This is a genomic window from Pseudorhodoplanes sp. (genome assembly GCA_032027085.1).
Taxonomy (GTDB): Bacteria; Pseudomonadota; Alphaproteobacteria; order Rhizobiales; family Xanthobacteraceae; genus Pseudorhodoplanes.
On the sequence record JAVSMS010000001.1, the window covers coordinates 2,562,776 to 2,581,827 of the forward strand.

Here is a 19,052-nt window from a genome sequence, read left to right on the forward strand (position 1 = left end):
CGAATGTTTTCGAGTTCGCTTATTTGTATATGCGGCCGAAGTCGGAAACATCCGACTTCGGCTAAGCGGGGAGAGGGTTTAAGGAAGGGGCGATGCCGATTCTCCAATCCATCACACATGCGACCGAAGCTTCGGTCGGCAACCACGGCCTCGCCGAATCCGACTTGCGCGAGACGCTGAAACGCAGCGAAGCCGCGCTCGCGTGGCTGCGCGCCCGGCACGAGGATGGCGGCTTGCGTCTGCTCAGGCTGCCGGCGGAGCGGAGCGACCTTGCGCAGATCACGGAAGCCGCCGGCAAACTGAAAGCGAGCGCAACCGACATCGTGTTTCTCGGCACCGGCGGCTCGAGCCTCGGCGGGCAGACGCTGGCGCAGCTCGCCGGCTATGCGGTGCCGGGCGTCGGCGCGTTGCGCAGCGCGCCGCGGCTGCATTTCATGGACAATCTCGATCCGCTGTCATTTGGCGGCTTGCTGGCGAGGCTGCCGCTGGCCACGACACGTTTCGTTGCGATTTCCAAATCCGGCGGCACCGGCGAGACGCTGATGCAGACCGCGGCGGCGCTGTCCGCCTGCAAGGATGCCGGGCTGACCGACAAGATCCCGCAACTCTTTCTGGGTCTGAGCGAGCCGGCGAAGCCCGGCAAGAAAAACGGCCTGCGCGCGCTGCTCGGCGCTTTCAATGTGCCGTTCCTCGATCACGACACCGGGGTCGGCGGGCGCTTCTCGGTGCTGACCAATGTCGGCCTGCTCCCCGCGGCGGTGCTGGGCCTCGACATTGCCGCGATCCGCGAGGGCGCGGCGGCGGCGCTGGCGCCAGTGCTGGCGAAAAAGACGCCGCAGGACGTGCCGGCGGCACTCGGCGCGGCCTTGTCGGTCGCATTGGCGCAGACGCGCGGCAAGACCATCTCCGCCGTCATGGGCTATGCCGACAGGCTGGAGAAATTCGCCAAGTGGTACGTGCAGCTCTGGGCCGAGAGTCTCGGCAAGGACGGCAAGGGCACGACGCCGCTCGCCGCGCTCGGCCCGGTCGACCAGCACAGCCAGTTGCAATTGTTCATCGCCGGTCCCCGCGACAAGTTCTTCACGGTGATCACGACCGGCGCGGCGGGCAAGGGTCCGAAGATCGCGCCTGATCTGGCGCAGCTCGCCGGCGAGCCGGATTTCGGCGGCAAAAGCATCGGCGACCTGGTCGCCGCCCAGGGCCGCGCCACGGCCGAGACGCTGGCGAAAAATGGCTGCCCGGTGCGCACCTTTCATCTCGATGCAATTGACGAACGCAGCCTCGGCGAATTGCTGATGCATTTCATGTTGGAGACGATCATCGCCGCACAGCTTCTCGGTGTTGACGCCTTCGATCAGCCGGCGGTGGAAGAGGGCAAGGTGCTGGCGAAACAATATCTCGCCGGGAAGGCCTGATGCCGTCGTCCCCGCGCCCGATCTCGGGTTCACCCGAGATCGGATTTTTCATTTCACAAGTCGGCTAAAGCCGACTTGTGATCGGGGACCCATATCGCAGAGCTGTGGCTATGGGTTCCCGCTTTCGCGGGAACGACCGGAAAACATGATGCGAGAAGCTGATCAGATCATTGGAGTGTATGAGCGGCACGCGCAAGCCTATGACAAGGTGCGTGGGCGCAGCCTGTTCGAGAAATCCTGGCTTGATCGTTTTCTCGCGCTGGTCCCAAAGGGTGGCTCGGTGCTCGATCTCGGCTGCGGCATGGGCGAGCCGATCGCGCGCTACATCATTGAGAGCGGCCGTGCCGTGATCGGTGTCGATTCCTCGTCCAGACTGATCGAGCTCTGCAAGGCGCGCTATGCCGCGCAGACCTGGCGCGTCGCCGACATGCGCACGCTCTCGCTCGGCATGCGCTTCGATGGCCTGCTCGCGTGGGACAGCTTCTTTCATCTGCCGCCCGACGAGCAGCGCGCTATGTTCGGAGTCTTCGCCGCGCACGCCGCGCCGCGCGCCGCGCTGATGTTCACCAGCGGGCCGGCGCATGGCGTCGCCATCGGCAAGTTCGAGGGCGAGCCGCTCTATCATGCCAGCCTCGATCCGGACGAGTACCGGACCTTGCTGCGCGACAACGGCTTCGGCGTCGTCGCGCATGTCGCGGACGATCCCGCCTGCGGCGGCCACACCGTCTGGCTGGCGCAAAACGGCTAGCTCTTTGCCTGCCGGTCGTGGCGGGTTACATCTTCCGCATGATCCGCGTCACCGACCATATCAGCCTCAACGACGACGAGTTGCAGGAAAGCTTCGTACGCTCCTCGGGACCGGGCGGGCAGAATGTCAACAAGCTTTCCACCGCCGTGCAATTGCGGTTTGACGTGCGGCGTTCGCCGTCATTGCCGAATGACGTTGCGATCCGCCTGATGCGGCTCGCCGGCAGCCGTCTGACGAAAGATGGCGTGCTGGTGCTGATCGCGCAGAACGCCCGCACGCAGGAGCGCAACCGCGCCGAGGCGCGCGAGCGGCTGTTTGACCTTATCCGCCAGGCGGCGGTGAAGCCGGTGCCGCGCCGCGCCACCAAGCCGACCAGGGCGTCCAAGCTGAAGCGCGTGGAGGGCAAGAAAATCCGCTCCAACATCAAGAAGATGCGGGGCAAGGCGTTTGAGGATTAATCTCAACTTCTTGTCGCCCCCGCGCAAGCGGGGGCCCATATTGCAGAGCCGTGGGTATGGGTCCCCGCTTTCGCGGGGACGACCCCGTTGAGAGTACTTGCCGTCCGAATCTCGTAAGTTCACACCATGCCCGTCCGTCAGCTTTCCGAATCCCTGATCAACCGCATCGCCGCCGGCGAGGTGGTGGAGCGCCCGGCCAGCGCCGTGAAGGAACTGGTCGAGAATGCGCTTGATGCCGGCGCGCGCAAGATCGAGATCGTGATCGACGGCGGGGGGCGGCGGCTCATTCGCGTCAGCGACGACGGCGAGGGGATGACCCGCGCCGATCTCGCCTTGTCGGTCGAACGGCACGCGACCTCAAAGCTCTGGGACGAAGATTTGCTGGCGATCGATACCCTCGGCTTCCGCGGCGAGGCGTTGCCGTCGATCGGGTCGGTCGCGAGGCTCACGATCACGACGCGCCATGTCGGCGAGCCGCATGGCTGGACATTGAGTGTCGACGCGGGCGTGAAATCGGAGATCGCGCCTGCTGCGCTGAATAGCGGCACGCGTGTCGAGGTGCGCGATTTGTTTTATGCAACACCGGCGCGGCTGAAATTCATGAAGTCGGACCGTGCGGAAGGCGAAGCGGTGCGCGAAGTCGTGCGCCGTCTCGCCATGAGCCGGCCGGATGTCGCCTTCACTCTGGCGAGCGAGGAGCGCGCCGCCGTAACCTGGCCGGCGGCGTTGCCCGGCGCGGCGGGACGGCTGGCGCGGCTCGGCGATGTGCTGGGTGCGGATTTCCGCGCCAATGCGGTGGAAGTGCAGGGCGGGCGCGAAGGCTTGCGCATCGCAGGGTACGCGGCGTTGCCGACCTTCACCCGCGCCAATGCGCTCGGACAATATCTGTTCGTCAACGACCGGCCGGTGCGCGACAAGCTCTTGCTTGGCGCCGTGCGCGCGGCCTATGCCGATTATCTGCCGCGCGACCGGCATCCGGTGCTGGCGCTGTTCGTCACCCTCGAGCCGCGCGAGGTCGACGTGAACGTGCATCCGGCGAAAACCGAAGTGCGCTTCCGCGATGCCGGCCTGGTCCGGTCGAGCATCGTCGTTGCCTTGCGCGAGGCGCTGGCGCGCAACGGGCAGCGATCGGCCTCGACCGGAGGTGAGGCGACGGCGGCGGCGTTTCGTTCGGGAGTCGGCTCGTTCGCTGCTCCGCCGCGCCGTGGTGGTTGGGACTGGCGACGCTCGCCGGCCATGCCCGTGGTGGCGCCGCGGTTTGAGACCCTGCCACCTGCCTCCGGCTTTGCCGAAGCAGCGCAGGCGGCATTCGACGTGGTGACGCCCTCCGCCGATGCGCGGGCCGCTTTTGTCGACGCCGCGCCTGACCTGCTCGACAAGCCGCTCGGCGCGGCGCGCGCGCAGATCCACGAGACCTATATCGTGGCGCAGACCCGCGACGGACTTGTGCTGGTGGATCAGCATGCCGCGCATGAGCGGCTGGTCTATGAGCGGCTGAAGGCGGCGGTCGAGCGTGACGGTGTGGCGCGGCAGATCCTGCTCATTCCGGAAGTGGTCGAACTGGACGAGAGCGATGTCGAACGGCTGCTGGCACGCACCGGCGAGCTCGCGCGTTTTGGCCTGGTCATCGAATCCTTCGGACCCGGTGCGGTGGCGGTGCGCGAAACCCCGTCGTTGCTGGGAGAAATCGACGCCGGCGCATTGCTGCGCGATCTCTCAGAGCACATGGCGGAATGGGACGATCACCTGCCGCTCGAGCGCCGCCTGATGCATATGGCTGCGACCATGGCCTGCTACGGCTCGGTGCGCGCGGGGCGGCGGCTCAAGCCGGAGGAAATGAACGCGCTCTTGCGTGAGATGGAGGCGACGCCGAATTCCGGCCAGTGCAATCACGGCCGGCCGACCTATGTGGAGTTGAAGCTGAGCGATATCGAGAGGTTGTTTGGGCGGCGCTAAAAACGCATCGTCTCTACACTGTAGTCCCCCGCGAAAGCGGGAACCCATACGCCTCAGGCTATCGACAGGTTGGGGAACATGAGTTCCGGGTCTCCCTCGCTGACGCTCGATCGCCCGGGACGACGCCTCAGGTATTTCGCAAAAACACAAACTCCGTGTCATCGTAATCGCGCCGTTCGATCTCTTCGAATCCCTGCGGCGCCTTGAACGCGGCGTCTTTTGCTTCCTCCACGACAATCAACGCATCCTGTGTCAGCCAGCCGCCGTCGCGCGCGGACGCCAGCGCCTTCTCGGCGAGCCCCTTGCCATAGGGCGGATCGAGGAAGACCAACGAGAACGGATCATTCGGATGCACGTCGCCGAGCCGCGTGGCATCGCGACGGAAGATGCGGGTGACGCCGGCCGCGCCAAGCGTCTCCACATTCTGCCGGATCAGCGCGCGCGCCTCGGCGCCGTCGTCGACGAACAGAACAAGCGCCGCGCCGCGCGACAGGGCTTCAAGCCCGAGCGCACCGCTGCCGGCAAAGAGATCGAGCACGCGCGCGCCCGAGACCGGGTCGCCATAGGCATGCGCAAGAATGTTGAACAATGATTCGCGCAGCCGGTCGGCGGTCGGCCGGATGCCCTGCGATTTCGGCGCGGCGAGGGTGCGCCCGCGATGCTGTCCGCCGACAATGCGCATCAGCGGTCCCGCTTGCCTTTGGTGCGGGAGGATGGACGGCGCTTGTTGCGCCGTTTTTCAGGCCGCTCTCCGCTTGCCTGAGGTGCGAGGCGCGAAGCGCCGAGCCTGGAAGGGCGGCGGCCCTCTTTTGGAATGCCTCGACCGCCATCCTTCGAGGCCGGCTTCGCGGCCGCCTCGGGATGACGCTGCAAGGCAGACTTCGTCACCTTGTTGTCCGAGTCGGCGTCGCGCAGCACCATCATCGGCCCCGCGAAATCCGCGCCGGCCGCGGCCGCGATGCGCTCGCCGAGTTGCTCGCGCAGATGCCGCGTGCGGATTTCCTCGACTGCGCCTTCGGGAAGATCGCCGAGCTGGAACGGGCCGTAGGAGACGCGGATCAGCCGGTTCACCTTCAGCCCGAGATGCTCCAGCACATTGCGCACCTCGCGGTTCTTGCCCTCACGGATCGCAAAAGTGAGCCAGACATTCGCCCCCTGCTCGCGGTCGAGTGTCGCCTCGATCGCGCCATAGCGGATGCCGTTGACCGTCACGCCCTTGCGTAGCGCGTCGAGTTGCGGCTGCGTCACCTTGCCGTTGGCGCGCACGCGGTAGCGGCGCAACCAGCCAGTCTCGGGCAGTTCCAGCACGCGAGCCAGGCCGCCGTCATTGGTCAGCAGCAGCAGCCCTTCGGTGTTGAGATCGAGCCGGCCGACGCTGATCAGGCGCGGCAGGCCCTTCGGCAGTTTCTCAAAAATGGTCGGCCGCTTTTCAGGATCGGCGTGCGTGGTCACGAGGCCGCGCGGCTTGTGATAGAGAAACAGGCGTGTGCGCTCCCGCTGCGGCAGCGGCTTGCCGTCGACGCTGATCCTGTCGGAGGCAGTCACGTTGAGAGCGGGCGAGGAAATCGCCGCGCCGTTGACCGCGACACGGCCTTCCGCGATCCAGCTTTCGGCCTCACGCCGCGAGCACAGACCGGCACGCGCCATCACCTTGGCAATGCGCTCGCCGGCATGCGGGTTGGATGGAGACAGTGCCCGATTCTTGGGGAATCTTTTGGCCATGGCCTTTATCATTGGTCATGGCCGGGCTTGTCCCGGCCATCCACGTCTTGACGCTGTACCGTGTATAAAGACGTGGATGCCCGGAACAAGTCCGGGCATGACGTTTTCGTGGAGATCGCCCGCCTTATGTCCGCTCCCTCATACATGGACATCGCCCTCGACGAAGCTCGTGCCGCTGCGGCACGCGGCGAAGTGCCGGTCGGCTGCGTCATCGTGCGGAGCGGCGAGGTGATCGCGCGTGCGGGCAACCGCACATTGGCTGACCGTGATCCCACCGCGCATGCCGAATTGCTGGCACTCCGGCAGGCCGCGGCGAAGCTCGGCAGTGAACGGCTCATCGACTGCGATCTCCATGTCACGCTTGAACCATGCACCATGTGCACGGCGGCGATGTCCTTCGCGCGCATCCGGCGGCTTTACTACGGCGCACGCGACCCGAAAGGCGGAGCGGTGGAGAGCGGGGTGCGGTTCTTTTCGTCGACGACGTGTCATCACCGGCCGGAAATTTATGGCGGGATCGGGGAAAGCGAGGCGGCTGCGTTGCTGAGGGAGTTTTTCAAGGAGAGGCGGTAGTGCTTTCACCTCTCCCCGCACCGAACTCGGGTTTACCCGAGTTCGGTCATCATATTTTAGCCGAAGTCGGAAACATCCGACTTCGGCAGCGGGGAGGGAACTATGCCATCTCCGCAAATTCCCACGCCTTCACCGCCAGCGGGCGCACCATCTGCGCCTTCGCGGGCGCGTTGTCGCTGGTGGCGGTGCCGTCCCGGACGCGGCCGACAATGCCCTGCAGGATCGCGGCGAGGCGGAAGAAGTTGTAGGCGAGATAATGCGGCAGATGCGGACGCGGATCGAAACCGGTGCGTGCTGCGTAGGAATCGACGTAATCAGACAGCGAGGGAATGCCCAGCGCGGCGAGATCCTGCCCGACCAGCGAGGCGGTGCCTGCCGCCGAATCCGAATGCGGCATGTGCCATTGCATCAGGTGATAGGAAAAATCGGCCAGCGGATCGCCAAGCGTGGACAATTCCCAATCGAGCACGGCAATGATTTTCGGCTGGCGCTGATCGACAATCGTGTTGTCGAGCCGATAGTCGCCATGCACGATGCGTACAGCCTGCTGCGGCGGCACGTGGAGCGGCAGCCAGTCGATGAGACGATCCATTTCCGGAATCGTTTCGGTCTCCGACGCGCGATACTGCTTCGACCAGCGGTCAACCTGTCGCGCCACATAATTCTCTCCCTTGCCGAAGTCGGCGAGCCCGATGGCGGCAGGATCGAAGCTGTGCAGTTGCGCCAGCGTCGCATTCATGTGGTCATAAACCGCGGCCCGCTCGGCCGGGTGTGAGTCTGGCATCGACGGTTCCCAGAACACGCGGCCGTCGACAAAGCCCATCACGTAAAAAGCCGTGCCGGCGACGCTTTCATCGGCGCAATAGAGAATGGGCTCTGCAACCGGGAAGCCCTGCCTGTGCAGCGCACTGATGACGCGAAATTCGCGGTCGACCGCGTGCGCGGAGGGCAGCAACTTGCCCGGCGGCTTGCGGCGCAGCACGTAACGGCGCTCTGCCGTCTCGAGCAGATAGGTCGGGTTGGATTGGCCGCCCTTGAACTGGCGAACCGCCTGCAGGCAGGCAAAGTCCGGAACGCTTGCGGCCAGATAATCCTGCAGCCGCGCGGCATCGAACTTCAACGCCTCCGCGACGTCGCGGGTGCCGGAGAATGCCGCCTGTCGGTCGATCGGCGGCATGGCGGTCAGGGCCGGAAGAATTCGAGCAGGGCGGTGGCGGTCGCCTCGGGATTTTCCTCGGCGAGGAAATGGCCCGAGTCGATGGGCTTGCCGGACACCTCTTTGGCCCAGTTGCGCCAGATGCTGAGCGGCGTGTTTTCGCTGGGGATGCCGGCGGCGCCCCACAGCGCCAGCATCGGCGCGGCGATCTTGTTGCGGGCCGCATGATCGATCTCGTCATGGGCGAGATCGGTCGATTCGCCGGCGCGGTAATCCTCACAGGTCGCATGAATGCGCAGCGGATCGGAGAAGAAGGCACGGTAATGCGCCAGTGCGCGCGAATCGAACGCCGAGAGGTCCTTGGCTTTCGTCCAGCTTGCCATTTTCCAGTCGAGAAATTCGACCGGCGCCTTGCTGATCAGCATTTCCGGCAGCGGATATTTCTGTGCCAGGAACTGCCAGTGCCAGACCTTGAAGGCGAGCGTGTGATCCATGCGGTGCCACATCTCGAAGGTCGGGATGATATCGAGCGTGGAGAGCTTGATCAGCCGCCCGGGATGATCGAGCGCCAGGCGATAGGCGACACGTCCGCCGCGGTCATGCCCCGCAAGATGGAACCGGACGTGGCCCAGCTTTTCCATGATCTCGATCATGACATTCGCCATCGAGCGCTTGTCGTAGGGTGCGTGTCCCTTGCCGGATTTCGGCGCCACCGACCAGCCATAGCCGGGGAGATCGGGAATGATCAGCTTGAAGCGTTCGGCCAGTTTCGGCGCAACGCGATGCCACATCACATTCGTTTGCGCGTAGCCATGCAGCAAGAGAAGCGGCGCGCCCTCGCCGCCGGAGCGCGCGAACATTTTGCCGATCGAGGTATCGATCCAGTGCGATTCAAAACCGGGAAAGAGATCGGCGGGGTCGGACATACGCTTGTTCTTTCATGCTCTGGCCGATGGGAGAGGGCCTGGTCATAGCGCCGCCCATTGTCCACGAATGCCGTGTCGGCATCAATTCATGCCGACGTTGTATGATCTTATGGACGCCAGGCGGGGACGATATCGGTCCGGGCGAAATCGTCGCCTTTGAACAGAAGAGGTTCGTCCGCAATGTCGCCGAATCCAACAGCTCCGCAGCATGCTTGCTTGTCCTCATGAAAGGCGATTGCGATGAGAGCGGAGGTATCGACTACCATCAGTCGAAAATGCCGAATTCATTGTAGCCAATGATCTCATCGGCAGTTCGATTGTCGAGGGTTGGCATGGCATCGAACTTTACCAGCAACTCCTTGAGCTTTCGCTTCTGTTCGGCGACTTGTTCATCCGACAGCGGCAATCGCCGGAGCTTTTCGGCGACAGCATTCTTGACGGTCTCGGTAAGCGTCTCGCCAGTCCGCTCTGCGAGCTGTCGCACCAGCCGATCGGTCGCAGGATCTTTAATGAGGATCGCCATGGCAGAAAAATATATATCCGATATCGACCCCACGTACATATTTGTAAGGTATTGAAATTAAATCATTTCCCGTTCAATCGCCCGCCGGCCGATGTCACGCCGGCAGAAGCCCTCCGGCCAGTCGATCCTGTCCACGGCTTCGTAGGCGCGCTCCTGCGCTTCGCTGACGGTCTTGCCGAGGCCGCAGACATTCAGCACGCGTCCGCCGGCCGCGAGAATGGCATCGCCTTCGGCCCTGGTGCCGGCGTGGAAAATCTCGACGCCCTCAATGGCGGCGGCCTCCGCGAGCCCCTTGATGAGCGTGCCCTTCCTGTAATCGCCGGGATAACCCTTGGAGGCCATCACCACGGTCAGCGCCGAATCCGGATACCAGCGCAGATCGAAATTCTTCAGCACGCCGTCGCGCGCAGCCACCAGCGCCGGCACCAGATCGGACATCAGGCGCAGCATCAGCACCTGGGTTTCCGGATCGCCGAAACGGCAATTGTATTCGATCAGCTTCGGGCCATCTCTTGTGATCATCAATCCCGCGAACAGAACACCCTTGTAGGGTGCGCCCATCGCGCTCATCGCGCGCATGGTCGGCATCACGATCTCGTCCATGGTGCGCTTCGTCATCTCGTCGGTCATCACCGGCGCCGGGGAATAGGCGCCCATGCCGCCTGTATTCGGACCCTGATCGTTGTCGAAGGCGCGCTTGTGATCCTGCGCGGAGGCAAGGGGAATGGCGGTGGTGCCGTCGCAGAGCGCGAAGAAAGAGGCTTCCTCGCCGCTGAGGAATTCCTCGACGACAACCTCTGCGCCCGCGGCACCGAGCGAGCCGGCAAACATCAAGTCAATGGCGTCGAGCGCTTCATCGACCGTCTGCGCAACGACGACTCCCTTGCCGGCGGCGAGACCATCCGCTTTCACCACGATGGGAGCACCCTGCGCGCGCACATAGTCCTTCGCCAGTTCAGCCGATGTGAAGCGCTCATAGGCCGCAGTCGGAATATTGTTCGCTTTGCACAAATCCTTCGTGAAGCCTTTTGAGCCTTCGAGCTGCGCGGCCTTTTTGCTCGGGCCGAACGCCTTGATGCCGGCCGCTTCCAGATCGTCGACAATTCCTGCGCAAAGGGGCGCCTCGGGACCAACCACAACGAAGTTGATCGCGTTCTGCTTGCAGAAAGCGATCACTGCCGCATGATCGCCGATATCGAGCGGCACAATCTCGGCTTCCTGCGCGATCCCGGCATTGCCAGGCGCGCAATAGAGCTTCTTGAGCAGCGGGCTCACCGCTATTTTCCACGCCAGCGCATGTTCGCGGCCACCTGAGCCGAGAAGGAGAATATTCATCTATTCGGTATCCCGTCATGCATCGGCCGGAGCCACGCGTCAGGTTCTTTCGCGTGATGCATCGCCGGGTCAAGTCCGGCGATGACGGACAAATGTTTGCGCGCAGGCCGCATTTGGGCTTGATATGGCCTGCTGTGAGAGGCCGCAAGCGAATCGCATGATATGACAGAACCAGCCCTTCTCAATGTTGTGGAATGGACCGTCTCGGAGGTCTCCGCTGCGCTGAAGCGCACGGTGGAGGACAATTTCAGCCATGTGCGGGTGCGGGGCGAGATTTCCGGTTATCGCGGCCCGCATTCCTCGGGGCACGTCTATTTTGCGCTGAAGGACGAGGGGGCCCGCATCGACGCGGTGATCTGGAAGGGCGTCTTCACCAGATTGCGCATAAAACCGGAGGAGGGCCTCGAAGTCATCGTCACCGGGCGCATCACCACCTATCCAGGACGCTCGAATTACCAGATCGTGATCGAGACGCTGGAGCCCTCCGGGCTCGGCGCGCTGATGGCGCTGCTGGAAGAGCGCAAGAAGAAGCTTGCCGCCGAAGGCCTGTTCGATGAGGCGCGCAAGCAGCTCTTGCCTTATCTGCCGCGCGTGATCGGCGTGGTGACCTCACCCACCGGTGCGGTGATCCGCGACATCCTGCATCGTCTGGAAGATCGCTGTTCCTGCCATGTGCTGGTCTGGCCGGTGCGTGTGCAAGGCGAGACATCGGCGCAGGAGGTTGCAAACGCGATTCGCGGGTTCAATGCCTTGCCGGAGGACGGCGCGGTGCCGCGCCCGGATGTCATCATCGTCGCGCGTGGCGGCGGCTCGCTGGAAGACCTGTGGTCGTTCAACGAAGAGATCGTGGTGCGTGCGGCGGCCGAGAGCATGATCCCGCTGATCTCCGCGGTCGGCCACGAGACCGACATCACGCTGATCGATTTCGCATCCGACAAGCGCGCGCCGACGCCGACCGCCGCCGCCGAGATGGCGGTGCCGGTGCGGTCCGAATTGCTGTCGCGGATCGCGACGCAGGTGCGCCGCCTCGGCGCCTGCTGGGCACGCGGACAGGAGGCACGGCGCGCGGAATTGCGTGCCGCCGCGCGCGCGTTGCCGACACTCGACACTCTGCTCGCGGTGCCGCGCCAGCGCCTGGATACGGCGAGCGACCGACTACCGCGCGCCTTGCGCGCCAATGCGCAGATCCATCATACGCAATTGTCGCGCATCGCCGCACGACTGTCGCCGCAATTGCTGCGTGCCCGCATCGCGCGCTGCAAGGATGTCGTTGCGGCCTTCGGTCAACGCGGCGGTCGTGCTGCCCAGGTCTATCTCGCCCGCCGCCGTGACCGGCTGGCCTCCTGCGGTCAATTGCTGACGGCGTATTCGTATCGCGAGGTGCTGAAGCGCGGCTTCGCCCTGGTGCGTGGTGCAGACGGGCTGCCGCTGCATGCCGCCGCGGCAATCGGCCCCGGCATGCGCCTCGACATCGAATTCGCCGACGGACATGTGACTGCGACGGCAGAGGGCGCGTCTGCAACCGCTCCCTCAGCCGCCCCCGCCACTCCGCCAAAGCCGCGCGGCAAGACCGGCAGCGGCCAAGGCGGCGCATCGGGACAGGGCAATCTGTTCGGCTAGCGCAATGTTATTTGCGCCGTTGTTCAAAGCCACCCCGCCGGGTTTCCGGAACCTGTTGCCACGCCGGCGCAAGCCATTATGTTGACCTAAACCGGACTATGGTGCCGGTTATGCCGGAATTCCCGCCAGGAGACTGAAACTTGCTCAACCGAATGGATCGTCCCCAGCCGATGGCCGGCGAGGCCGAGGTGAAGTTCCTTGATGGCGATTTCCGGATCGTGAAGCCAGGCGCCTTCGTGCGCTGTGCGCAAACCGGGGTGCCGATTCCGCTGGAAGAATTGAAATACTGGAGCGTGGATCGGCAGGAGGCCTATGCCTCGCCGGACGCCGTGTTCCAGCGGCAATTCCCCGACCGCGCCAAATAATCAGCGGGACGCCGCGAGGCTCTTGCGGATCGAAGACCGCAGCGCGTCTTCGTTCTCGATCACCAGCGACACGGGAAGGTCCTTCGCGCGCATGCGCAAGGTCGCGAGCGCGCCTTCACCGCCGATCAGCCGCGCCATGTCCTTTTCGGTGGTCAGCAGGGCGAGTTTCCCGGCCTCGGCGCGGGCGAGCAGCCGTTCGGCGTCGGCTTGCGTATAGACGTGGTGATCGGGGAAGCTCTCCTCCGCCATCGCCTCGATGCCGGTTTCCGCAAGCGTCGAAAAGAATTTCTCCGGGTCGCCGATACCGGCAAAGGCCAGCACCTTCTTGCGGCCGATCGCCTTCACCGCTTCTGCTTTCGGCTCCAGCCGCGCATGAAACAGCGGCCGATCATGCGCGCGCGCCATGGCCGCAACCTGCGCAGCGGTCGTTCCACGGCCGATCAGCAGAATGGCATTGACGCAAGCGAGTTGCGCGCGCAGCGGCGCGCGCAGGGGACCGGCGGGAAACACGCTGGCATTGCCGAGACCGCGGCGGGCGTCGACAACGGCGATGGAGAAATCCTTCTTGAGTGACGGATTCTGCAGGCCGTCATCCATGACAATGACGGTCGCGCCTTCGTCTTTTGCGAGCGCGGCGCCGGCGGGGCGGTCATGCGCGACAATGACCGGGGCATGCCTTGCCAGCAGCAGCGGCTCGTCGCCGACATCGGTGGCACGATGCGCCGTCGCGTCCACACGCACAGGCCCGGTGAGATTGCCACCATAGCCGCGCGTCAGCACAAAAGGTCTTTCGCCGCCCGCGGCCAGCCACCGGGCCAGCGCGATGACGGTCGGCGTCTTGCCGGTACCGCCGAGCGTGAAATTGCCGATGCAGATGACGGGAATGCCGGCGGCTTGCCCCGGCCGTCGCATGCGGTTCGCGGCAATGCATCCGTAGACGAAAGCTGCGGGCCATAGCAGGCGGGAGACAAGACCGGGCTTTTCCCACCAGTATGACGGATCACGCATCGCCAGGCCGGTGTTCGAGCCGCAATTGCAGCAGATAAGGTTCGAGCTCGGCCATCGTGCGTTTCAGCGCTCCGCCCAGACGCTCCACCGTTTTCTGACCGGCAACGGAGGTCTCCTTGCGCGCCGCGCTGTCGGTCAGCCAATAGCCAAGGCGATCCGTGAGCTGATCGATATTTTCCACTTCGGCGGCGCCGCGCGCGGCATCCAGCGCGGCGTAGATTTCGGTGAAATTCCAAACGTGCGGGCCGTGCACGATAGCGGCGCCGAGTTTCACCGCCTCGATCGGATTCTGCCCGCCATGCTCCACCAGCGAGCCGCCCATATAGACGATCGGCGCGACGCGGTAGATCAGGCCGAGTTCGCCCATCGTGTCGGCGATGTAGATGTCGGTCTGCGCATCGGGGAGGACGCCATGCGAGCGCAGCATCGCGCGCAGTTGCGCGGCGACGGCGAAATCGAGAATGCCGCGGCCGCGCTCTGGATGACGCGGAACGATGATGGTGAGCAACCCGGCAAAGCGCTGACGCAGACGCCGATGCGCGTCGATCAGCAGGATTTCCTCGCCGGGATGGGTCGAGGCGGCGACGATGACCGCGCGATTGCCGATCGCGGCCTTCAACCCCTGGAGATTAGCCTCGTCGGCCGGCGGCGCCGGGACGTCGAGCTTGAGATTGCCGGTGACGTGCACATTGCGCGCGCCGAGCTCCTGAAACCGGTCGCCGTCAAGCGCGGATTGCGCAAGGCACAGATCGAACTTGCCGAGCAGGCTGATGGCGGTTTTCGGCACCGAGCGCCAGCCCTTGAAGGATTGTTCGGACATGCGTCCATTGACCAACACCAGCGGAACGCGACCTTTGCTGGCGGCCAGGATCAGATTGGGCCAGAGATCAGATTCCACGAACAGCCCGAGATTGGGGCGCCAATAATCGAGAAACCGGAAGACAAAACGCGGCGCATCGAGCGGGATGAATTGATGCAGGACCCCTGAGGGCAATCGCTCTTCCGCGACATTGGCGGAGGTGAGTGTGCCGGTGGTCACCAGCACGTTCAGGTCCTGCGCGCGCAATTGTTCGATCAGCGACAATACGGCCAGCAATTCGCCGACGCTGGCGCCATGGATCCAGACCAGCGATCCCTCGGGGCGCGGCAAGGTCGGCTCGCCGAGGCGCTCCACCATGCGCTCCGGATGCTCCTTGCCGCGTTTCAGCCGCCGTCCCAGCAGCACCGGCGCCAGCGGCGTCGCCGCCGCCATGGCCCGGCGGTAAAGGCGTAAACCCAGTGGCAGGCGTTCAGCCACGGCGTTGCTCTTCGGCGGTGCGATCGACGATCGCATAGGCGCGCGCCGTCGCCGCATTGAGCTTATCCTCGACGGCCTTGCGCGCCAGTTCCAGTGCTGCATCGTCGGCATCCGCCGCGACGCGGATGGGTTCGCCGACGACGCCGGCCATGCGGCTGAACGGAAGATTGATCGCCGAGCGATCCCAGTTGTTCAGCTCGATGCGGCGGCTGGAGGCGATGGCGACCGGATAAATCGGACGACCTGAATCGCGCGCCAGCCGCACAATGCCAGGTCCGGCGACGCGCGAAATCTTCGGGACGTCGGCTGTCAGCGCCACGTTGTACCCCTCGTCCAAAGCCTGCAGCATCTGCCGATAGGCCCCGACGCCCCCCTTGCGATGGAATTCGCGGCCATGATCGCCCGAACCGCGAATGGTCTCAACACCCAGCCATTCGGCTGCGATGGCATTCATTTCTCCGTCCCGGTGGCGTGAAATCAGGGTTTTGGCGCGATAGCCCTCCTTCTTGATGAAGGGAGCCATGAAATGCTGGCCATGCCACATTGCCAGAATGATCGGCAGATCCGGCCCGGCCCGCTCATAAATGTCGCCGGGCTCGGTCACCAGCGAACTGGTCAGGTGCACGAGCCGCAGATATTCGGCGGCGAGCACACCAACCGTTTTCTGCACCCAGGGTGCACGCGCGATCCTGCGTGAAGACAACATCCGGGGTTCCGACGAGGCGTTAGCGGGCGACTTTTCCCGCCGCCGCCCGGTTGGTCGCGTCAGGGTCGAGCAGGCGGTGCAGGTGGACAATGAAGTAGCGCATCTGGGCGTTGTCCACGGTCTGCTGGGCCTTGGCTCTCCAGGCGCTGTAGGCCGATGCGTAGTTTGGAAAGATGCCAACCACGTCGAGCTTGGTGAGATCCTTGAACTCGACGTCGTCGATCCGGGCCAGTTCGCCGCCGAAGACGAGGTGAAGGAGCTGCTTGTTCAGTGTCTGCTCGGACATCAAATCTGCCTTAGCCAAAACTGTTGCGATGGCGCCGCACCACGTCCAGCATTGCTGCGTGGCGGGCCGGTCCTGCCGCGATGACGGCGCCATGCACGGGGTCGTGCAGGTTGTAGACCAGCTTTTCGCCGCTCAGGGTGGTCATTTCGCCGCCGGCTTCGTGCACCAAAAGGTCGGCCGCCGCAAGGTCCCAATCATGGGCATTGACAGAGGCCATCGCCGCGTCGATGCGCCCCTCGGCGACGCGCGTCAGGCGCAGAGCCAGCGAGTGGATTTTCGGTTCCCGGATGATATCGGCCTGAGCCGCGAGGTTCTGCAGATAGCGGGCCGGACCCGCCACGGCGGCGCCTGCGAGCGTGCCGCCGTCGCGAACACGCACCGATTCGCCGTTGCGGGTCGTGCCATGTCCGGCCGCCGCGAGGAACAGATGATCATCCACGGGCACATAGACGCCGGCCACGACCGGCCGTCCATGCTCGACCAGCGCCGCGCAGATCGACCAGTCGGGCAGTCCGGCCAGATAGGCGCGTGTGCCGTCGATCGGATCGGCGATGTAAAGCGCGTGCCCTTCCAGGCGGGATTTGTCGTCCTGGCTTTCCTCGGAGAGCCAGCCGATGTCCGGACGCGAGAGCTTTTCGCGCAGCAATGCATCGACCGCCATGTCGGCTTCACTGACCGGAGAGTTGTGACCCTTGGTCCAGCTCTTGATCTGTCCGCGAAAGGTCTTCAACGCGACAGCGCCGGCCTCGCGCAAAACCGCGCCGAGACGCTGGGCCTCCTCGAGATTGTTCAGAGCGTCAGTGGCCGGCAATGGTCAGCCCTTCCACCCGCAATGTCGGCGCGTTGGTGCCGTAGCGGAATTCCAGATCGTTTGCCGGTGTCAGCGAGGCAAACATCTCGAACAGATGGCCGGCGATGGTCACTTCGCTCACGGGATAAGCAAGCGCGCCATTCTCGATCCAGAAGCCGGATGCGCCGCGGCTGTAATCGCCGGTCACAAGATTGGTGCCCATGCCGATCAAGTCGGTCACGTAAAATCCGGTTCCGGTTTCCGCGATCAGCGCTTCCGGCGCGAGCGGACCAGGCTCGAGGTGCAGATTGGTCGGGCTTGGCGACGGCGGTGAGGAGACGCCGCGCGAGGCATGTCCTGTGGTGACAAGGCCGAGCTCGCGCGCGGTGGCGCTGTCGAGCAGCCAGGATTGCAGCACGCCCTGCTCCACCAGCGCCAGCGGCTGCACCGCGACGCCTTCGCCGTCGAAGGGATGCGAGCGCAACCCGCGCTTGCGCAAGGGATCGTCGACGATGCGGATATTTTCGGGAAACAGCTTCTCGCCGCGCTTGTCCTTGAGAAAACTGGTCTTGCGGGCAACCGAGGAGCCGTTGGCCGCGCTGGCGAGGTGACTGACCAACGAGCCGGCGACGCGCGGGTCGAAGATAACGGCTGCGCTTTGCGTCTTCACCTTGCGCGGATTAAGCCGCTTGACGGCACGATCGCCGGCACGGCGTCCGATGATCGCAGGTGCGTCAAGGTCGGCGGCGTGCAAAGCGGAGCTGAAATCATAGTCGCGCTCCATGCCGGTGCCTTCGCCGGCAATCGCCATCACCGACAATCCGCGGCGAGAGGCAAGATAGGCGCCTTGAAATCCGTGGCTGGTCACAAGCACCATGCCGCCGATGCCGAACGTCGCAGACGCGCCGCCCGATTTTGACACGCCGTTCACGGCCAGCGCGGCGGCCTCCGCTTCGCGTGCGCTTTGCTCAAGCGCGCTCACGGCCGGCACTTGCGGATCAACCAGATCGAGATCGGGAAAATTCCGCGCCAGCCGGTCGCTGTCGGCAAGGCCGGCATAATCGTCTTCCGGGGCGGCGCGCGCCATCGCCACCGCGCGTTCGGCCAGAGTCTGCGCATTGATGCCGGCAATATCATTGGTCGAAATCGTCGCCTGTCGCTTGCCGACAAAGACGCGCAAGCCGACATCGTCGCTTTCCGCGCGCTCGGATTCCTCCAGCGCGCCGTCGCGCACCTCCACCGATTGCGACACCGACCGCACCGCGACCGCATCGGCTGCGCTTGCGCCGGCCGCCTTTGCCGCCTTGACAAGGTTTTCGGCGATGTCGGTCAACGCCGACTGGTCGAGAAGATCGGACATGGAGAACTCGTCGGGTGGTATGATGCGCGGGGATCGGGGCGACATTGCGCATGCGGAGCAATATCCCGTCAATCATGCTTCGCAACGCCGCGTCAATCATGTGAACGGAAGGGCTCGCAGGAATATCTGATTAACCAGCCTTTTTAAGGGGTTTCCGACGCACGTCTGGCACTCTTGGGGACATAACGGACGAAAAAAGTCCGCGGGGGAGTCTATTCGAGGCGTCAAATGGAGACCGGCGGGACCACACCTGCCGGGTCGAGCCGCAACTTGTTGCGGCTCGACCCCTTCGCCTTACCAGTCAGTTTTCCGGCGTATGATGCCGGAGCCGACGGCGAGATGCGGCAGGTGGAACTTGATCGCGAGCGGGTTGTCATGCGTCGTGCGGTCCGGGGCATCCCGATGGCCGTGGGCGTGCCGGTCTGCGAATTCCGTGGACTGACCTTGCGCGTGGTGTCGTTCGGAGATGGCGGTCCGAAGGCCATCGCCATTGTGCTCGAACATCAGGATGCGTCACTCTCGCTCCCGCTTCACGTGGCGGAGAAGAGCGAAGACATCGTCGTCATCTGCAAGGCGTGGAGCCGGGTGCTGCGTCTTCCGCTGCTGACCGATCTACATCCGCGGCGGCCGCGCAGGCGCATTGTCCGGCTGGGCGCGCTTGCGATCGGGAAAGCCGCGCAACGCCGCCGCCGACGTGCCGCGATCAGGCAGCGCCGACCTTCCATTCTGCTGCGGCGCAAACCGGGGTGTTCGTCGGAAGAACCGATGCGTCATTGCGGCGAGCGCGAGATCATTGCGCGGAACTGAC

The 19,052-nt window shown here is 64.4% G+C and carries 19 protein-coding genes and 1 pseudogene; 8 read left to right on the top strand and 12 right to left on the bottom strand.

What is annotated here, in order from left to right:
- Positions 1-92 precede the first annotated feature (92 nt).
- The 4 genes from RO009_12325 to mutL all read left to right on the top strand — a co-directional run bounded on the left by RO009_12325 (position 93) and on the right by mutL (position 4,577).
- Positions 93-1,415, top strand: coding sequence for a glucose-6-phosphate isomerase (locus RO009_12325; GenBank protein MDT3685812.1), 1,323 nt, complete (start codon positions 93-95; stop codon positions 1,413-1,415).
- A gap of 145 nt (positions 1,416-1,560) precedes the next feature.
- Positions 1,561-2,163 carry a class I SAM-dependent methyltransferase gene (locus RO009_12330; GenBank protein ID MDT3685813.1) on the top strand — a complete coding sequence of 201 codons (603 nt, stop codon included), beginning with the start codon at positions 1,561-1,563 and terminating at the stop codon, positions 2,161-2,163.
- Positions 2,164-2,201: 38 nt separating this feature from the next.
- The gene (gene arfB / locus RO009_12335) at positions 2,202-2,621 is read left to right on the top strand and encodes an alternative ribosome rescue aminoacyl-tRNA hydrolase ArfB (GenBank protein MDT3685814.1); all 420 of its coding nucleotides are present in this window, start codon (positions 2,202-2,204) and stop codon (positions 2,619-2,621) included.
- 126 nt (positions 2,622-2,747) lie between these two features.
- Positions 2,748-4,577 carry a DNA mismatch repair endonuclease MutL gene (gene mutL / locus RO009_12340; protein MDT3685815.1) on the top strand — a complete coding sequence of 610 codons (1,830 nt, stop codon included), beginning with the start codon at positions 2,748-2,750 and terminating at the stop codon, positions 4,575-4,577.
- Positions 4,578-4,704: 127 nt separating this feature from the next.
- On the opposite strand, the gene rsmD is transcribed toward mutL, so the two are convergent.
- On the bottom strand, positions 4,705-5,259 hold the full coding sequence (gene rsmD / locus RO009_12345) for a 16S rRNA (guanine(966)-N(2))-methyltransferase RsmD (GenBank protein MDT3685816.1): 555 nt from the start codon (positions 5,257-5,259) through the stop codon (positions 4,705-4,707).
- A gap of 248 nt (positions 5,260-5,507) precedes the next feature.
- Positions 5,508-6,248: pseudogene (locus tag RO009_12350) on the bottom strand (pseudouridine synthase).
- A gap of 177 nt (positions 6,249-6,425) precedes the next feature.
- Here RO009_12350 and RO009_12355 point away from each other — a divergent pair.
- Positions 6,426-6,872, top strand: coding sequence for a nucleoside deaminase (locus RO009_12355; protein MDT3685817.1), 447 nt, complete (start codon positions 6,426-6,428; stop codon positions 6,870-6,872).
- 100 nt (positions 6,873-6,972) lie between these two features.
- On the opposite strand, the gene RO009_12360 is transcribed toward RO009_12355, so the two are convergent.
- The 4 genes from RO009_12360 to purD form a co-directional block, all read right to left on the bottom strand.
- Positions 6,973-8,049: a phosphotransferase family protein gene (locus RO009_12360; GenBank protein MDT3685818.1), complete on the bottom strand. Its 1,077-nt coding sequence runs from the start codon at positions 8,047-8,049 to the stop codon at positions 6,973-6,975.
- A 5-nt stretch (positions 8,050-8,054) separates the two neighbouring features.
- On the bottom strand, positions 8,055-8,954 hold the full coding sequence (locus RO009_12365) for an alpha/beta hydrolase (GenBank protein ID MDT3685819.1): 900 nt from the start codon (positions 8,952-8,954) through the stop codon (positions 8,055-8,057).
- Positions 8,955-9,219: 265 nt separating this feature from the next.
- Positions 9,220-9,477: a type II toxin-antitoxin system VapB family antitoxin gene (locus RO009_12370; protein MDT3685820.1), complete on the bottom strand. Its 258-nt coding sequence runs from the start codon at positions 9,475-9,477 to the stop codon at positions 9,220-9,222.
- 57 nt (positions 9,478-9,534) lie between these two features.
- Complete coding sequence (purD, locus tag RO009_12375; protein MDT3685821.1) at positions 9,535-10,812, bottom strand: phosphoribosylamine--glycine ligase; 1,278 nt, start codon at positions 10,810-10,812, stop codon at positions 9,535-9,537.
- A 162-nt stretch (positions 10,813-10,974) separates the two neighbouring features.
- Between purD and xseA the strand changes: the two genes are divergently transcribed.
- Together xseA and RO009_12385 are read left to right on the top strand one after the other, a co-directional pair.
- Positions 10,975-12,432, top strand: a complete 1,458-nt coding sequence (xseA, locus tag RO009_12380) for an exodeoxyribonuclease VII large subunit (GenBank protein ID MDT3685822.1) — start codon at positions 10,975-10,977, stop codon at positions 12,430-12,432.
- A gap of 152 nt (positions 12,433-12,584) precedes the next feature.
- Complete coding sequence (locus tag RO009_12385; protein ID MDT3685823.1) at positions 12,585-12,797, top strand: DUF2093 domain-containing protein; 213 nt, start codon at positions 12,585-12,587, stop codon at positions 12,795-12,797.
- On the opposite strand, the gene lpxK is transcribed toward RO009_12385, so the two are convergent.
- Genes lpxK through RO009_12415 form a run of 6 tightly spaced genes read right to left on the bottom strand, consistent with a single transcriptional unit; the run spans position 12,798 to position 18,289 of the window.
- Positions 12,798-13,805, bottom strand: coding sequence for a tetraacyldisaccharide 4'-kinase (gene lpxK, locus RO009_12390; GenBank protein MDT3685824.1), 1,008 nt, complete (start codon positions 13,803-13,805; stop codon positions 12,798-12,800).
- A complete protein-coding gene (locus RO009_12395; GenBank protein ID MDT3685825.1) occupies positions 13,798-15,102 on the bottom strand; it encodes a 3-deoxy-D-manno-octulosonic acid transferase in 1,305 nt (434 codons plus the stop codon). The genes lpxK and RO009_12395 overlap by 8 nt, the downstream gene beginning before the upstream one ends.
- Entirely contained in the window at positions 15,095-15,808 is a 714-nt protein-coding gene (locus RO009_12400; GenBank protein ID MDT3685826.1) for a lysophospholipid acyltransferase family protein, read from the bottom strand. The genes RO009_12395 and RO009_12400 overlap by 8 nt, the downstream gene beginning before the upstream one ends.
- A 19-nt stretch (positions 15,809-15,827) precedes the next feature.
- Positions 15,828-16,094, bottom strand: a complete 267-nt coding sequence (locus tag RO009_12405; protein ID MDT3685827.1) for a DUF4170 domain-containing protein — start codon at positions 16,092-16,094, stop codon at positions 15,828-15,830.
- Positions 16,095-16,104: 10 nt separating this feature from the next.
- Positions 16,105-16,905, bottom strand: coding sequence for a 3'(2'),5'-bisphosphate nucleotidase CysQ (locus RO009_12410; protein ID MDT3685828.1), 801 nt, complete (start codon positions 16,903-16,905; stop codon positions 16,105-16,107).
- On the bottom strand, positions 16,892-18,289 hold the full coding sequence (locus RO009_12415) for a TldD/PmbA family protein (GenBank protein MDT3685829.1): 1,398 nt from the start codon (positions 18,287-18,289) through the stop codon (positions 16,892-16,894). Before RO009_12415 ends, RO009_12410 begins: the two co-directional genes overlap by 14 nt.
- A gap of 183 nt (positions 18,290-18,472) precedes the next feature.
- On the opposite strand from RO009_12415, the gene RO009_12420 reads away from it, so the two are divergent.
- Positions 18,473-19,051, top strand: coding sequence for a DUF6101 family protein (locus RO009_12420; protein MDT3685830.1), 579 nt, complete (start codon positions 18,473-18,475; stop codon positions 19,049-19,051).
- Position 19,052 lies beyond the last annotated feature (1 nt).

Bases quoted from the DNA above. Each gene is read 5' to 3' on its own strand.
- RO009_12325 (MDT3685812.1), top strand. From the start codon at position 93: ATGCCGATTCTCCAATCCATCACACATGCGACCGAAGCTTCGGTCGGC.
- mutL (MDT3685815.1), top strand. From the start codon at position 2,748: ATGCCCGTCCGTCAGCTTTCCGAATCCCTGATCAACCGCATCGCCGCC.
- RO009_12365 (MDT3685819.1), bottom strand. From the start codon at position 8,954: ATGTCCGACCCCGCCGATCTCTTTCCCGGTTTTGAATCGCACTGGATC.
- RO009_12330 (MDT3685813.1), top strand. From the start codon at position 1,561: ATGATGCGAGAAGCTGATCAGATCATTGGAGTGTATGAGCGGCACGCG.
- RO009_12385 (MDT3685823.1), top strand. From the start codon at position 12,585: ATGGATCGTCCCCAGCCGATGGCCGGCGAGGCCGAGGTGAAGTTCCTT.
- xseA (MDT3685822.1), top strand. From the start codon at position 10,975: ATGACAGAACCAGCCCTTCTCAATGTTGTGGAATGGACCGTCTCGGAG.
- RO009_12400 (MDT3685826.1), bottom strand. From the start codon at position 15,808: ATGTTGTCTTCACGCAGGATCGCGCGTGCACCCTGGGTGCAGAAAACG.
- RO009_12415 (MDT3685829.1), bottom strand. From the start codon at position 18,289: ATGTCGCCCCGATCCCCGCGCATCATACCACCCGACGAGTTCTCCATG.
- lpxK (MDT3685824.1), bottom strand. From the start codon at position 13,805: ATGCGTGATCCGTCATACTGGTGGGAAAAGCCCGGTCTTGTCTCCCGC.
- RO009_12420 (MDT3685830.1), top strand. From the start codon at position 18,473: ATGGAGACCGGCGGGACCACACCTGCCGGGTCGAGCCGCAACTTGTTG.
- RO009_12405 (MDT3685827.1), bottom strand. From the start codon at position 16,094: ATGTCCGAGCAGACACTGAACAAGCAGCTCCTTCACCTCGTCTTCGGC.
- purD (MDT3685821.1), bottom strand. From the start codon at position 10,812: ATGAATATTCTCCTTCTCGGCTCAGGTGGCCGCGAACATGCGCTGGCG.
- arfB (MDT3685814.1), top strand. From the start codon at position 2,202: ATGATCCGCGTCACCGACCATATCAGCCTCAACGACGACGAGTTGCAG.
- RO009_12370 (MDT3685820.1), bottom strand. From the start codon at position 9,477: ATGGCGATCCTCATTAAAGATCCTGCGACCGATCGGCTGGTGCGACAG.
- rsmD (MDT3685816.1), bottom strand. From the start codon at position 5,259: ATGCGCATTGTCGGCGGACAGCATCGCGGGCGCACCCTCGCCGCGCCG.
- RO009_12355 (MDT3685817.1), top strand. From the start codon at position 6,426: ATGTCCGCTCCCTCATACATGGACATCGCCCTCGACGAAGCTCGTGCC.
- RO009_12360 (MDT3685818.1), bottom strand. From the start codon at position 8,049: ATGCCGCCGATCGACCGACAGGCGGCATTCTCCGGCACCCGCGACGTC.